The sequence below is a fragment of the Bacillus sp. GC_Bacil_1 genome (assembly GCF_026540675.1).
Lineage (GTDB): Bacteria > Bacillota > Bacilli > Bacillales > Bacillaceae_G > Bacillus_A > Bacillus_A cereus.
This window is the reverse complement of the sequence record NZ_JALNUG010000014.1, coordinates 1-15203: the sequence shown is the minus strand read 5'-3', so window position 1 is coordinate 15203 and position 15203 is coordinate 1. Positions and strand designations below refer to the sequence as shown.

The following is a 15203-nucleotide window of genomic DNA, read 5'->3' as shown; positions in this document are numbered from 1 at the left end:
TCCCTTATTTGTTCATTACGATGAATGCAATAACTACACCGATGATTGGAAGTGCCTCAACTAAAGCAACCCCGATGAACATAATTGTTTGAAGTGCGCCTTTTAATTCTGGTTGACGAGCAACACCTTCGATTGTACGTGATACGATAAGACCGTTACCAATACCTGCACCTAATGCTGATAAACCAATTGCAATTGCAGCTGCGATTACACCTAAACTCATTTAATTTGTCCTCCTTTGTATTATAAAAAAATAAATTTTTTCTTACTTAAATTATATTAATGGTCATGACTTACTTTATGAGCCATATAAACCATCGTTAACATAACGAAAATAAATGCTTGGATTGATCCAACGAATACACTGAATCCCATCCATGCTAACATTGGTACAAGCGCACCTAATGCTCCAAGGAATGATGCCCCGCCTAACTTAGCAAGTAATCCTAATAAGATCTCACCTGCATAAATGTTACCGAATAAACGAAGACCTAACGTTAATGTGTTAGCAAACTCCTCAATAACCTTTAATGGGAATAAGAATTTCATAGGTTGGAAATAACCTTTAACATACTCTTTCGTACCCTTCATCTTAATTCCATAATAATGGGTGAGGGTAACTACCATCACGGCTAATGTTAATGTAACTGCTGGATCAGACGTTGGTGACCTCCACCATGCAATATGTTCGCCAGCTTCAGTTGCTGAATACATGAATGGTAAACCAAGGAAGTTCGATACGATGATAAACATGATAAGCGTAACGCCAAGCGTTAAGAAACGTCCACCTGTTTTCCAGTCCATCGTACTATTGATAATCCCTTTCACGAAGTCAAACACCCATTCCATGAAGTTTTGCATCCCGGTTGGGCGAAGGGCTAAGCTGCGAGTTCCGATAACAGCGATTAAGAAAACAATAACTGCTGCTACAGTAACCATCATAACTGATGACAAATCGAACGTTAAACCTAGAAATTCAACTAATTTACCGTGTTCCACTAGTAATTCACCTCTCTTCCCTGCTCTTATACTCTAAATAAAGAAAATCTATGATCATGACAAGGTATCCTGTCAGCAATCCTACACCTAAGCCCCACATCGCAATTAACTCTTGATATTTGGCTGCAAATAAAATTAATAACCCAATCGTGGCGAATCTTGAATATGTACTTACAGCTGTCGCCTTAAACTTCACGTTTTCTCCATTTGTTACGCGATCTAACAGCTTGTCTGTTCTACGTGCAATGATGCGCAAACTAAGAAAACTGAAAATCGTTCCGATAATCAGCCCAAGAAATACATCCTTGTAAGAGGTAAATCCCCATCCTAGCACTAGAAGCGCAAGCAAGTAGTACATATATTTCTTTTGTCTTTGGACAAGTCCATGTACGTCTATCATCATTGCTCTCCCGAATAGTAATGTCGAATGAGTCGAATCATTGCGTATACCCCTGTTCCTAACCCGAGTAATAACCCTATAATAAGAAACAATGGAAACGTTCCAACCTTATTATCAATCCACTGCCCACCAAAGATTCCAACAAGTATAGAACCGACTAACTGAGCAAGAATTCCTGACATTAAAGCATATGCTTTTATATGGCTGCGATCGTTTTTTTGCAAGGATTCATCCCTCCAATATGTAACCCTCATTCACGATGTGTTAATAATAACTCATTTTTTTGCATAAATCCTATACAAAACAAAAAGTTTACATTTTCGTCACGGAATAGATGTAATTTTGTCACTGAAAGCCCTACCATCTATCCCCGTTGTTAGCATACAATAGGGTATTAACAGTGTCAACGAGAAATCGTAAAAAATCTAAAAATTTGAGTATTAGGCATTTCCTCCCAAAAATGAAAACGTTCCCCTTCTAAATACTGGTTACATATATGCAATTTCTAACAGTTTTCTCTTTATAATAGAAGGAAATGTTCACAAGTTTGTCACTATTATATTTTCGAGATATAACGCTTTTCTTCCATAATATAGTGTTCCTCAGACGTAAGACTTCTATATTATATGTGAGGTGTATGCAACTTATGTTGTATATACGATGTATATTTATCCTCTCCCCCTCCCCTACTTGCTTACAACAAAAAAGACGAGCTGGGGAATCTCCCCTGCTCGTCAGTTGTCTTACTTCGTTCCGAATAAACGGTCACCAGCATCACCAAGACCTGGCACTACATATCCGTGGTCATTTAATTTCTCATCTAATGCTGCTACATAAATATCAACATCAGGATGTTCTTCTTGTACTACTTTTACCCCTTCTGGAGCTGCAACGATACACATTAATTTAATTTGTTTCGCACCGCGCTTTTTCAGAGAGTTAATTGCTTCAGCCGCAGAACCACCTGTTGCTAGCATCGGATCTAGTACGATAAAGTCGCGCTCTTCTACATCCGTTGGAAGTTTCACATAGTATTCTACCGGTTGCAATGTTTTAGGGTCACGGTATAAACCAACGTGTCCCACTTTTGCTGCTGGAATTAATTTCAGAATTCCATCAACCATTCCTAAACCTGCACGTAAAATCGGAATTAAACCAAGTTTTTTACCAGCGATCACTTTTGTTGTCGCTTTGCTTACAGGCGTTTCAATTTCGATGTCCTTAAGCGGAAGGTCGCGAGTAATTTCGAAAGCCATTAAGCTTGCTACTTCGTCCACTAATTCACGAAAATCTTTCGTACCTGTATTCTTATCGCGAATATATGTAATCTTATGTTGAATTAACGGGTGATCAAATACATACAGTTTTCCCATGTGAATCTCTCCTTTAGATGATATTCATGCGTTTGCACGCTTTTTTACACTATTTACGATTGTAAAGAAAACGCTACTAATATTCAAGGGCAAATTTGGCAAAATCATGATTTTACGATGAATCTATCTAGTATCTTTACCAATTATGGGAGCTGTATCCTTCATTATATCGCCAAAATTTATTCATCATTTGTATACATACTTTAAAAATAATATATGTCCACAAAAAAGACCGCCAAAACAATTAAGTCTCGGCAGTCTTCTTCAATCTATTATAGATTTGGATACATTGGGAATTTGCTAGTTAACGCTTCTACACGCTTACGTACTTCTTCTAATGCAGCTTCATTTTCATGATTTTTTAATGTATAAGCAATAAGTGACGCAATTTCATCCATTTCTTCTAAACCGAAACCACGAGATGTTACAGCTGCTGTACCGATACGTACACCACTTGTTACAAATGGGCTTGCTGTTTCAAATGGAATTGTATTTTTGTTCACTGTAATACCAACTTCATCTAATACGTGCTCTGCTACTTTACCTGTGATTTCTAAGTTACGAACATCAATCAAGATTAAGTGATTGTCTGTTCCGCCAGAAACAAGTGTAAGTCCTTCTTTTTGAAGACCTTCAGCTAAGCGGTTCGCATTGTTAATGATATTTTGTGCATATGTTTTGAAATCATCTTGAAGTGCTTCACCAAACGCAACAGCTTTTGCAGCGATTACGTGCATAAGTGGACCACCTTGAATACCAGGGAAGATTGATTTATCAATTTGTTTTGCAAATTGCTCTTCACATAAAATCATACCACCACGCGGGCCACGTAACGTTTTATGTGTTGTCGTTGTAACGAAATGTGCATGTGGTACTGGATTTGGATGTAAACCAGCAGCTACTAAACCAGCGATATGTGCCATATCAACCATTAAATAAGCGCCCACTTCATCTGCAATCTCACGGAATCGCTTGAAATCGATAACACGAGGGTATGCACTTGCACCTGCAACGATTAATTTTGGTTTATGTTCTTTCGCTTTTGCTAATACATCATCGTAATTAATACGGTGAGAGTCAGCATCCACGCCATATTCTACGAAATTATATTGTACTCCACTGAAGTTAACAGGGCTTCCGTGTGTTAAGTGACCACCATGAGATAAATTCATACCAAGTACTGTATCGCCTTGCTCTAAAATCGTGAAGTATACTGCCATGTTCGCTTGTGCACCAGAGTGTGGTTGAACATTTACGTGCTCTGCGCCGAAAATTTCTTTCACGCGATCACGTGCGATATCTTCTACTACGTCTACGTGTTCACAGCCACCATAATAACGTTTTCCAGGATATCCTTCAGCATACTTATTCGTTAAAACAGAACCTTGCGCCTCCATTACTGCTTCACTTACGAAGTTTTCCGAAGCAATTAACTCAATCTTCGAACGCTGTCTTCCTAGTTCTGCCTCAATTGCAGCAAATACCTTTTTATCTTGACGTTTTAAATGATCCACCAAAATCCCCCTTTTCTGAACGAATTACATCAATTCCCAACAGTTTTTTCTTATTTATTCAGAAAAAACGAAAATTCAGGTTGTAATCCTTTCGAACCTTCATGTTTTCAACTACATTCTAACATGACTTTCTATATCATAAAAGAAAAAAAAGACCGAAAATCGGTCTTTTCTTTCTTCTACTATAAAGTCAGACAACATACCTTTTATCTTATGATAAACAGCTACTATATGACTTCCTAATTTCTCATATTTAACTGCAAGTGGTAGTCTCTTCCGCCACCGCGTAAACAGCACGTGCTCCACCTATTAGTTTTCCACGTGTTTTGGCCATCGTTACATGTGCACTTCCAATTGCCTTCACACTTGTACGAACCGGAACAGCTACATGTTTTAAATGCATACCAATAAACGTATCACCAATATCCATTCCTGCATCTGCTTTAATAAACTCAACTACTACCGGATCTTTCAAATTGTGATACGCATATGTCCCCAATGCACCACCTGCTGATCTAACAGGCGTAACTGTTACAATTTCAAATTGATATTTTATCGCTAATTCTCTCTCAACCACTAAAGCACGGTTTAAATGCTCACAACATTGAAACGCTAATTCAATACCTGTTTGCTCTTGAAATTGTTTTAACTCAGAAAAAATCGCCTCTGCTACTTCCATCGTTCCTGATGTTCCAATTCTTTCGCCTAGCACTTCACTCGTGCTACAACCCACTACAAAAATTTGACCGCTTTGTAATGAAGCTTGTTCTTGGAAATCAGAAAGCGACATTTGTAGCTGTTCTCTTACCTTTACGATTTCTGTCATTACGCCTCTTCCTTTCACAGGTTGGTTCACCAAATTATATTTCACACTACTGATAGTTAGAATGTATTACTTTGTTTCGTATGTTTTAATTTTTCCTACGCGGTTTTCGTGACGACCACCTTCATAGTCAGTTGTTAACCAGATTTTCGCGATATCACGCGCTAGACCAGCACCAATTACACGCTCGCCCATTGCTAGCATGTTAGTGTCATTATGCTCTCTCGTTGCTTTCGCGCTGAAAGTATCATGAACTAACGCACAACGGATACCATTTACTTTGTTTGCTGCGATTGACATACCAATGCCTGTCCCACAAACTAAAATACCACGATCCACTTCACCATTCGCTACCATTTCAGCTGCTGGAAACGCAAAGTCAGGGTAATCAACAGAACCAGCTTCACATTCACAACCTAAATCAACATATTCAATATTTAACTCTTCTAATAAATTTACAAGTTCTTTGCGGATATTCATACCGCCGTGATCAGATGCTATTACTACTTTCATTTTTACCCCTCCAAAGTTTCAATCAATTATCTTCATTTCACACTCGCTACCTCAATAGGACGAAGTGATCTCCAATATCGTATTATACACGAAACATCAACCTACCGAATGTTTTTTCAGTAAAGTTTGTACAAGTTTTTCCATCTCATCTAACGTTTCTTTATAAATAGAAAGCGAGCCTCCAAATGGATCTGAAATGTCCTTGCCTATACCTTCAGTTAATCCATATAACGTATTCAATTTCTTTTCAACACTCGGATAATGCCCAAGTACAATTTGTTTATGATTTTCTGTCATCGTTACGACAATATCAGCCCAATCAAGCAAAGTTTCGTTTACTTGCTGCGCGGTATGGTCAATTGAAATCCCTTTTTCAGCTAAAGCTTCCTTCGCATGTACCGATGCATCGCTCCCAGGATAGGCGAAAACACCGGCAGATTGTACTTCAAACCTATCTCCTCCGTGATGACGAAGCAACGCCTCAGCCATTGGACTACGACATGTATTGCCAGTACAAACAAATAATACTCGTTTCATCCAAACCCACCCCTATATTCGATTTCTTACCACTCATCATAACTTACATTAGAATAGAACAAAAGAAATGTGAATATACAAAAGGCGCATTTCTCTTATATTTTTTCTAAGAAAAATGCGCCTTATCCACATATATGTGAAACCCTATTTCCAAGTGCCCAGAGTATTTTAACATACCTACTGAATATGCAACAAAAATAAGGAATCCATTTCATACGAAACGGATTCCTCTTATACAGCAATTATTTCATTGTAACTTTCATTACTTCTGTTGAACCTTTTGTAGCTGTTACGCCTACAGTTGTCTTAATAGACTCAGCTGCATCTGTGTTTGTAATAACGATTGGAGTAATTGTGCTTTTCGCTTTTTCACGGATTAATTCTAAGTCGAATGAGATTAATTTATCTCCAGCTTTTACAGCTTGGCCTTCAGAAACGTGAGCTTCGAAACCTTCGCCTTCCATTTTTACAGTTTCTAATCCAACGTGGATTAAAATTTCTGTGCCATTTTTCGCTTTAATTCCGATAGCATGTTTTGTGTGGAATAATTGTACGATTTCACCATCAACTGGAGATACAACTACACCTTCAGTAGGATCGATTGCAACACCGTCACCCATCATACGACCAGCGAATACTGGATCTGGTACTTCTTCAATATTTTTCACTGCTCCAGTTAATGGAGCTACGATTGTTTCTTCATTTGTTTTTGAACCAAGACCGAATAATTTTTTAAACATAGGATAGTCCTCCTTATAATTTACCTAAAAGTTTATAGGGCAATCCCTAGTAAAGCTCGGGATACATGTAAGACTTCATACTTCGAATATTATACTGTAAAAACGCTTTCGAAATAAATTACGTCATTACTAATAGACTCTTATTGTAGCGCTTCACAAAATTCCAGTCAATTCTGATTGTCTGAATAACAATAAGAAGTTAACTTCTATTTATATTTTCTCTTTTTTTGCCCAACTTGTCTAGAGGTCTTTACTACATTTTATTTTTTGTTGTTAATTTGTAAAATTTAATTCAAACTTTTTTCAAAATCCACTTGACTAAAGTAAGTAACTATTTTATTATTACTTATGTAAGGTAAGTTAATAACTTTTAGGAGGTTTTTAAAAATGATGGATTTCGGTCTACTTATTATTCGTCTTATTATAGGAATTACATTCATGGGTCATGGCGCTCAAAAATTATTTGGTTGGTTCGGCGGTTACGGTTTAAAAGGAACAGGTGGCTGGATGGAGTCAATCGGTTTACGCCCTGGTGTATTTATGGCATTTATGGCTGGCGCAACTGAATTACTAGGTGGTTTCTTATTCGCATCAGGTATTTTCATTGTAGTTGGTTCATTATTTATCGTTGGAACAATGTTAATGGCTATCTTCACTGTTCACGGAAAAAATGGTTACTGGGTAACACAAAATGGATATGAATATAACTTAATGTTAATCGCTGTTGCTGTTGGTGTAGCTTTAATCGGACCTGGCGCATACGTTTTACTTTAATTTTTATCTCAGATTTGAGATTCTTGAAAAAGAACTTACTTCATTACAATTGAAGTAAGTTCTTTTTATGAAACAAAATATTATTTCCAGCAGGATTTTCTCATCGTTATCTTGTAAACAAACAATAAGTATTCATATTTAGAAAGGGGATTACAAGCATGTTATCCATTAATCCAAATGAACAAACTGAAAAAGATAATTACAAATTACTTACTGGAAGTATCATCCCTCGCCCTGTCGCATTCGTTACTTCTTTAACAAAAGACGGTGTATTAAACGGCGCACCATATAGTTATTTTAATATTGTCGCTGCTAATCCACCACTTATCTCAGTATCTGTACAACGAAAAGCCGGAGAAAGAAAGGACACTTCCCGAAACGCAATTGAAAAAGGTGAATTTGTCGTACATATTTCTGACGAATCATATGTAGCAGCAATTAATGAAACAGCAGCTAATCTCCCGCCAAATGAAAGTGAAATTGAACTAGCAAAACTAACACCAATTGAAAGTGAAGTCATCTCCGTTCCAGGTGTAAAAGAAGCAAATATTCGAATGGAATGCGTATTAGAACGTGCAATTCCACTTGGTGGAACAGAAGACTCACCAGCTTGTGATCTACTAATTGGACGCGTCGTTCGTTTCCACGTTGCCGAACATCTATATGAAAAAGGGCGCATTCACGCAGAAGGACTCAAACCAATAAGCCGCCTAGCAGGACACAACTATGCAAAATTAGGAGAACAATTTGAATTAGTTAGGCCAGTTTAAAAGCGAAAGCGGCTCGCTCAGAATCGATTCCTGCCATCACTCAAACATAAAAATCCCCTGCTTTTTAGCAGGGGATTTTTATCATTGTAATTCTTCCTTCTTTTCCTCTAAAGTAGGCAGTTTTTCTTTTTTCGGTTTCCCTAGCTTCATTACGAAGAAGTATAGGGAAAGCAGTGTAATAAGAAAAACAATTAAAAACGGGTACGGAGAGTAAAAGGCACGCGCCGCCTCAGTCTTTCCTGCAACAAATTTCAATGACTCAATATCTAAAAACTCAGCAAACATTTGTACACCGAGCATACTAAACCAAAAAACAAAAAAACTAATAATAATACCGAAAACTTGCTTCAATCTCGTCATTCATCTCATCCTTTCTATATCTGTAATTTTTAGTGCAATAAATATAGTACCAACAAAATATTCACAGAAAGGAACCGTCTCACCATTCACTAATTAACTTAATCCAACCTAACATCGAAATTTGCAAAATAATACCCCAAATTATAAGTATTCTTAGCCATCGAGGAAAGAAGGTTAAAAACTTAACCTACCATTCCAATAGCTTGTTCATAATTCCCTCCTACATAAAATTATATAGGAAAAAGGATATATAATCCAAATCCAACCAAAATGATGCCACCTACTATCTCGCCATATGTACCGAGCATATCTTTCGCATGTCTACCAATTAATAAACCAATCCACGCTAATAACATGCTAACAAATCCAAAAAGTAATATTGTAATGATTGTTTGTGCCCCATAAATACCAAGACTAAGCCCTACTGAGAAACTATCTATACTAACGCCAAATGCAAATACGAATAAGCTAATTCCAATAGGGGCAGTTCTAGTCTCTTCATTTTGTAAAATGGTCGAATATACGATATAAAAACCTAGTCCGATTAATAAAATAGCACCCGCAAAATGTGCAATCTCTCCATACTTCTCTGATAAAAAACGACCTAGTACCATTCCTATAAACGGCATAATAATATGAAATATCCCTATCGTCATACCAATATACAGGATTTGTCTTAACTTTAGGGGCATCATCCCCATACCAAGACTCACCGAGAACGCATCCATCCCTAAGGCGAATGCCATAATTATTAAAGGTATTAGCTGTTCAAACGTCATTCATGCCCCTCCTTGGACGTGCTACTTCACAATATGCTTATCCAAGGAGAAATATTCTGTTTGCTAATCGTACCTTATCATTCAATAATAATATGATGTCCTGCCGCTTTTGTTAAACGATTCATAATAGCATTTCCTATTCCTTCATTAGGGAACGACTCACTAAAAATAACATCCACTTCACTTGCATCAAATGTTCTAAGTACATCATATAATTTAGTCGCAACGCTAGCTAAGTCACTTCGAACACCACAAGATAATATAACATCTGCGCTATATACATGCTGATACTCTTCCGTCGTTAATACGCCTACTTTAAATCCTTCTTCCTTTTTCTCATCTACAAGATGCTGAATAAACTCACGTGAGCCCTCAACAATACTAAGTGGTGCTTTCGGCGCATAATGTGTGTATTTCATTCCAGGTGATTTCGGTTTTTCCTTCTCATCCTTTAAAGCTGGATCTAAAGAAACGGTACCTATCACTGCTTCTAATTGTTCTTTCGTAATCCCACCTGGACGTAATATTGTTGGAACCGTGCTTGTACAATCAATTACAGTTGATTCAACGCCTACTCCAGTTGCACCACCATCAACAATACCTGCGATCTTCCCGTTCAAATCTTCATATACGTGAGAAGCTAGTGTTGGACTTGGACGCCCTGAACGATTCGCACTTGGTGCCGCAACAGGTACATTCGCCTCTTCAATAAGAGCAAGTGCAATTGGATGATCAGGCATTCTTACTCCAACCGTATTAAGTCCTGCGGTCACCTTCTCTGAAATCCCTTCTTTTCTCGGCAAAATAATTGTTAATGGCCCTGGCCAAAAATGCGCCATTAACTTCTCTGCAACTGGTGGAATTTCTTTCACAATGCCATCTAACTGAGATTTTGTACCTATGTGGACAATGAGTGGATTATCACTCGGTCTTCCTTTCGCTTCGAAAATTTTTGCGATTGCTTCATCATCCATCGCGTTTGCACCTAACCCATATACTGTTTCCGTAGGGAAAGCAACCGCCTCATTTTCTCTTAATAATTTTGCTGCTTCTTGTAACTGTGGATAATATTTTTTTCTTTCCACAACATTATCCACAACCCACATATTTGTATGCATTTTTTTCCACGTCCTTTTCTACCCTTAAATACTTGTCTATTTTTAGTTTACTATGAGATTTATCCAAAAGACAAACAAGGTTTATCCACAAAATGTGGATAAACCTAATTAATCCGTGGATAACTTTGTGAATAGCTGACAATTTAGTATTATTGCATTCTGCTCTTTTATATTTTTACAAAAATGTTCTAACTGTTGAATTCCCTCTGGAACCTCATCCTTTTCTATAGTAAAAAAGTCAAAGAACTGAAAGATTGGTACAGATTGTGGATGGTTTGTTAGTAAGTACAATTGTTGAACACTTTTTTCTTTCATATACTGCAAAAACATTTCAAAAAAATATAAGAAAGTCTGTTTATCCACATGAGGTGTGAATAAACAAGAACGAATAAGTACATCTTCCCCACTTTGTTCATAACCAATTACAGCTCGTATTTCTTCCGCCTCTTCCAAAATCATAAATTGTGCGTACAACTCATTTATTTTATCATCTTTTTTATTAGCTTGTCCGAAAAAAGAATGTAATCTTTCCACATCTGCCTTCGTAGCAAAATACACTTTCTTCATAATAAATCCCTCCTCATTTTTATATATGAGGAGGGATTTATTAATAGTACTATTTAGAGAATAAAGATGTAAAAGCTTCTACAATAAACAATTTAACTTCTGGCTTTTCTTCTTCCTCTTCTACTTTTACATACTCATTTTGCTTTTCTTGTTTTTTCTCCACAGGTTTCTCCACTTTTTCCACAGTTTTTGTTTCTTCTTTACTTACAGGCTGCTCTTCGACTTTTGTTTCATTTTTTACTACTTTCTTTTCAGAAGATGTTACTTTTTTTACTACTTCCTGTTTTACAACTTTCGTTTCTTTTACCTTATCCACTTTCTTCTCTTCTGTATTTACTACTTCCTCATCTAGTTGTTTCACCTGCCCCTCTTCAGGAGATTCCGCCTTCACAACGTGCTCTTCTTTTCTTACAGCTGTCCCACTCGAAAAATCTAAGAAACACATTGGTGGAAATAATACACACCACCAGTTCGCCCCTTCACCTTCTCCAATTGTAATCAATACCGCTTCATATTCTCCTGCTGGATAAATAAAATTCCCATATACCTTTGTAGGAAACTTTACATTCTTACTAAATTTCACTTGAAATGATTCTTTACTTCCTTCTCTTTTTAACGTATTTTCCACCGTTTTCTCGATTTCTGGAATATGACTTTGAATTACTTTGCGCGCCTCTTCAAATGAAGTTAAATCCGCTACCCATCCATCAATTTGTGCTTTTACTTCATCACGCACTTTACGCTTTAATGCCTGGTCTTTATCTGAATCACTATTTGCTAAAATTCGTAATCGAACGGCCTCTTTCGGAATAACTGAAGGCCCTTTTGCATCAGCTTTCATATATCCAAACTGCACAAGTAACTGTGCACCAATTAATAATATAAGAAGATAAGCAATAACTTGTTTTTTCATTTCCTCCACCGTCCCCTCTACAAACAGTGTGGACAGACTTTCATATTTCTAAACTATTAAATTCAAAATCTATATGAATTTTCCCACAAAAAAATGGAGTAAGGTGTGAACCTTACTCCATCTCTGCAAATACCATACGGTCTTTTCCGTTAATATCAAAAACAACCTCAACATGGGCATGTGGAAAAGCTTGTTGTAACAATCTTTTTACATCCTCACCTTGTCCTACTCCAATTTCAAACGCTACAATTGCTTTCCCCTGCAACACATTCGGCAATTCTTCCATAAAACGGCGATAAAAATCTAATCCGTCTTCTCCACCAACAAGCGCTCTCTTCGGCTCATGCTCTTTCACAACAGGAGAAAGACCACGCCAATCCTCTTCCGGTATATATGGAGGATTTGAAACAACAACATCTAGCTTTTGACCCGTTTTATCAAATGGTGACAATAAATCACCGTGATAGAACGTTACTTCTGCACCTAAAGCTTTTGCATTTTCTTTTGCAACTTCAATCGACTCTTGCGCAATATCTACTGTATACACGTGGAGATTTTTATTTTCTAAAGCAAGCGTAATAGAAATCGCTCCACTACCTGTGCCTATATCTGCTACATGTAGTTCCTTGTCGCCAAAATGGCGCTCAATTCTTTCTAATACTCCTACTATAAGCTCTTCTGTTTCCGGTCTTGGTATTAATACTTCTTCATTCACAAAGAACGATCGGCCATAAAACATTTCATAACCAATCATATATTGAATAGGAATACCTTCTACATGCTTGTGGATAAACTCCGTAAAGCTTGCCTCTTGTTCCTCATTTATTTCTTCACGCATATTCATAAGTAATCCTGTTCTGTTCATCTTTAATACATGACAAAGGACAATTTCTCCCGCATTTTCATCTCGTCCATTTTCCTGTAAAAAAGAAGAAGCCCATTTCAGGGCTTCATAGACACGCATTACTCAGCTGCCTCCATCCTTTGAGCCTGATCTTCCATCACTAAGGCATTGATGAAATCATCTAACTTACCTTGTAAGATTTGATCTAGCTTTTGAATCGTTAAACCGATTCGATGGTCTGTAACACGGTTTTGCGGGAAGTTATACGTACGAATACGCTCTGAACGATCACCCGTACCAACAGCTTGTTTACGGTTTTGATCATATTCAGCTTGTGCTTCTTGTCTAAACTTATCATAAACACGTGCGCGTAATACTTTCATCGCTTTTTCTTTATTCTTAATTTGTGATTTCTCATCCTGACAAGATACAACTACACCAGTCGGTAAATGCGTTAAACGTACCGCTGACATCGTTGTATTAACACTTTGTCCACCAGGACCACTAGAAGCGAATGTATCAACACGAACATCTTTCTCGTGAATGTCGATTTCTACTTCCTCTGCCTCTGGTAATACAGCTACAGTTGCTGTAGATGTATGAATACGTCCACCAGATTCCGTTTCAGGAACACGTTGTACACGGTGAGCACCATTCTCGAATTTCAGCTTCGCGAAAGCACCTTTACCGTTAATCATAAAGATAATCTCTTTATATCCACCTAACTCTGTATAGCTAGCCTCGATAATCTCCGTTTTCCAGCCCTGTACCTCAGCGTAACGGCTATACATACGGTATAAGTCACCAGCAAATAAAGCCGCCTCGTCGCCACCAGCAGCCCCACGAACCTCAACGATAACGTTCTTATCATCATTAGGGTCCTTTGGAACTAGTAAAATTTTCAGACGTTCTGATAACGTTTTTTCTTGTGATTCTAACTCAGAAACCTCTTCTTTTACCATGTCACGCATTTCTGCGTCTAACTTCTCTTCTAACATTGCTTTCGCATCTTTTAATTGCTCACGAACATCCTTATACTCACGATACACCTCTACCGTTTCCTGTATATCAGACTGTTCCTTTGAATATTCACGAAGTTTATTTGTATCGCTAATAACCTCTGGGTCACTTAACAATTCATTTAACTTCTCATAACGATTTTCTACAGCTTGCAAACGATCTAACACATCATTCACCTCTACATCCTAGTATCTAATACAAATAGTATATGGTACTTACTCAAAAAAACGCAAATTATATTTAAAAGTGGCGGTGGCTCTTTCAGCTCTGACCAGCTAAGGTTCTTTCGACCTAAAGGTGCTTTTTACCTTTTGGGCGGAAGGTTCTTAGATGCGAAGAGCTAGCCACCAGAACTAGATATATTTAAAAGCGTAAGCGGCTCACACCAACCACACTCTCTATTCTGAAAAAAACCCGCCTTGCGCAGCGAGTTTTACTTATCTTTGTTTGTAGGAACTGCATGACAATGACGACAGCGTGGCTCATACGATTCTGAAGCCCCAACTAAAATAATCGGATCATCAAATGCCGCTGGTTCTCCATCAATTAATCGTTGTGTACGACTTGCCGGAGATCCACATGCAGAACATACTGCTTGTAGCTTTGTTACATGTTCAGCAATCGCCATCAGCTGAGGAACTTGTCCAAATGGTAGACCACGGAAATCTTGGTCTAAACCAGCTACAATGACACGATAGCCACGATTTGCCAATACTTGCACCACTTCCACAATGTCCCCATCAAAGAATTGTACCTCATCGATTGCAATTACATCCATATCTTCAGTGATATGTTCAAATATATCTTTTGAAGCTGAAACAGGAACTGCTTTTACCTTTAATCCGTTATGTGATACAACGTCTTCTTCACTATAGCGATTATCAATACATGGTTTAAATACAATTGCATGTTGTTTCGCAAATTGCGTACGGCGCACACGGCGGATTAACTCTTCTGATTTACCAGAAAACATACTACCGCAAATCACTTCAATCCAGCCATTTTGATTTATTAAGTACATGAAGCTCTCCTTTCATCTACTTTTTAGTTAAAAGTAGGGTAAAGGTATAATATTTTCACAAAAAAAACAGACAAGCGAATACATACACTTGCCTGTTTTATGTTTTTATTACTTGATACCGTATTTCTTATTGAAGCG

21 protein-coding genes are annotated in these 15203 nt (G+C 37.6%); 2 read left to right on the top strand and 19 right to left on the bottom strand.

The annotated features are described in order from the left end of the window. Positions 1-4: 4 nt before the first annotated feature. The 11 genes from atpE to OXT04_RS20280 form a co-directional block, all read right to left on the bottom strand. A complete protein-coding gene (gene atpE / locus OXT04_RS20330) occupies positions 5-223 on the bottom strand; it encodes a F0F1 ATP synthase subunit C (protein ID WP_000052064.1) in 219 nt (72 codons plus the stop codon). A gap of 56 nt (positions 224-279) precedes the next feature. Further along, positions 280-999: a F0F1 ATP synthase subunit A gene (gene atpB / locus OXT04_RS20325; RefSeq protein ID WP_000399870.1), complete on the bottom strand. Its 720-nt coding sequence runs from the start codon at positions 997-999 to the stop codon at positions 280-282. 7 nt (positions 1000-1006) lie between these two features. Continuing rightward, a complete protein-coding gene (locus tag OXT04_RS20320) occupies positions 1007-1399 on the bottom strand; it encodes an ATP synthase subunit I (protein ID WP_000567600.1) in 393 nt (130 codons plus the stop codon). Beyond that, entirely contained in the window at positions 1399-1623 is a 225-nt protein-coding gene (locus tag OXT04_RS20315) for an AtpZ/AtpI family protein (protein WP_001171223.1), read from the bottom strand. The genes OXT04_RS20320 and OXT04_RS20315 overlap by 1 nt, the downstream gene beginning before the upstream one ends. A 26-nt stretch (positions 1624-1649) precedes the next feature. Further along, positions 1650-1763, bottom strand: a complete 114-nt coding sequence (locus tag OXT04_RS20310; protein WP_000232962.1) for a DUF4024 domain-containing protein — start codon at positions 1761-1763, stop codon at positions 1650-1652. 379 nt (positions 1764-2142) lie between these two features. Further along, positions 2143-2772, bottom strand: a complete 630-nt coding sequence (upp, locus tag OXT04_RS20305) for a uracil phosphoribosyltransferase (RefSeq protein WP_000517539.1) — start codon at positions 2770-2772, stop codon at positions 2143-2145. A gap of 272 nt (positions 2773-3044) precedes the next feature. Then, complete coding sequence (glyA, locus tag OXT04_RS20300; RefSeq protein ID WP_267417116.1) at positions 3045-4286, bottom strand: serine hydroxymethyltransferase; 1242 nt, start codon at positions 4284-4286, stop codon at positions 3045-3047. Between the two features lie 253 nt (positions 4287-4539). Continuing rightward, positions 4540-5112, bottom strand: coding sequence for a TIGR01440 family protein (locus tag OXT04_RS20295; RefSeq protein ID WP_098255774.1), 573 nt, complete (start codon positions 5110-5112; stop codon positions 4540-4542). Positions 5113-5178: 66 nt separating this feature from the next. Further along, positions 5179-5622 (bottom strand): ribose 5-phosphate isomerase B, encoded by a 444-nt coding sequence (gene rpiB / locus OXT04_RS20290; RefSeq protein WP_000869539.1) that lies wholly within the window; start codon positions 5620-5622, stop codon positions 5179-5181. A 96-nt stretch (positions 5623-5718) separates the two neighbouring features. Further along, the gene (locus tag OXT04_RS20285; protein ID WP_000832375.1) at positions 5719-6159 is read right to left on the bottom strand and encodes a low molecular weight protein arginine phosphatase; all 441 of its coding nucleotides are present in this window, start codon (positions 6157-6159) and stop codon (positions 5719-5721) included. 242 nt (positions 6160-6401) lie between these two features. Continuing rightward, positions 6402-6899: a PTS sugar transporter subunit IIA gene (locus OXT04_RS20280; RefSeq protein ID WP_000473666.1), complete on the bottom strand. Its 498-nt coding sequence runs from the start codon at positions 6897-6899 to the stop codon at positions 6402-6404. A gap of 387 nt (positions 6900-7286) precedes the next feature. On the opposite strand from OXT04_RS20280, the gene OXT04_RS20275 reads away from it, so the two are divergent. Continuing rightward, positions 7287-7673 carry a DoxX family protein gene (locus OXT04_RS20275; protein WP_000968616.1) on the top strand — a complete coding sequence of 129 codons (387 nt, stop codon included), beginning with the start codon at positions 7287-7289 and terminating at the stop codon, positions 7671-7673. A 158-nt stretch (positions 7674-7831) separates the two neighbouring features. Beyond that, positions 7832-8443: a flavin reductase family protein gene (locus tag OXT04_RS20270; protein ID WP_000949046.1), complete on the top strand. Its 612-nt coding sequence runs from the start codon at positions 7832-7834 to the stop codon at positions 8441-8443. A gap of 81 nt (positions 8444-8524) precedes the next feature. On the opposite strand, the gene OXT04_RS20265 is transcribed toward OXT04_RS20270, so the two are convergent. The 8 genes from OXT04_RS20265 to OXT04_RS20230 form a co-directional block, all read right to left on the bottom strand. Continuing rightward, positions 8525-8803, bottom strand: coding sequence for a DUF3935 domain-containing protein (locus tag OXT04_RS20265; protein ID WP_000197475.1), 279 nt, complete (start codon positions 8801-8803; stop codon positions 8525-8527). A 230-nt stretch (positions 8804-9033) separates the two neighbouring features. After that, complete coding sequence (locus OXT04_RS20260) at positions 9034-9582, bottom strand: manganese efflux pump MntP (RefSeq protein WP_000142477.1); 549 nt, start codon at positions 9580-9582, stop codon at positions 9034-9036. A gap of 77 nt (positions 9583-9659) precedes the next feature. Then, entirely contained in the window at positions 9660-10700 is a 1041-nt protein-coding gene (locus OXT04_RS20255) for an L-threonylcarbamoyladenylate synthase (protein ID WP_000557352.1), read from the bottom strand. Between the two features lie 108 nt (positions 10701-10808). Continuing rightward, positions 10809-11267 carry a GNAT family N-acetyltransferase gene (locus OXT04_RS20250; RefSeq protein WP_000758437.1) on the bottom strand — a complete coding sequence of 153 codons (459 nt, stop codon included), beginning with the start codon at positions 11265-11267 and terminating at the stop codon, positions 10809-10811. Between the two features lie 49 nt (positions 11268-11316). Continuing rightward, positions 11317-12180: a stage II sporulation protein R gene (spoIIR, locus tag OXT04_RS20245; RefSeq protein ID WP_267417098.1), complete on the bottom strand. Its 864-nt coding sequence runs from the start codon at positions 12178-12180 to the stop codon at positions 11317-11319. 112 nt (positions 12181-12292) lie between these two features. Then, entirely contained in the window at positions 12293-13144 is an 852-nt protein-coding gene (gene prmC / locus OXT04_RS20240; RefSeq protein ID WP_097913097.1) for a peptide chain release factor N(5)-glutamine methyltransferase, read from the bottom strand. Further along, the gene (prfA, locus tag OXT04_RS20235) at positions 13144-14211 is read right to left on the bottom strand and encodes a peptide chain release factor 1 (protein ID WP_000887066.1); all 1068 of its coding nucleotides are present in this window, start codon (positions 14209-14211) and stop codon (positions 13144-13146) included. The genes prmC and prfA overlap by 1 nt, the downstream gene beginning before the upstream one ends. A gap of 266 nt (positions 14212-14477) precedes the next feature. Next, complete coding sequence (locus OXT04_RS20230) at positions 14478-15065, bottom strand: thymidine kinase (protein ID WP_000280851.1); 588 nt, start codon at positions 15063-15065, stop codon at positions 14478-14480. Positions 15066-15203 lie beyond the last annotated feature (138 nt).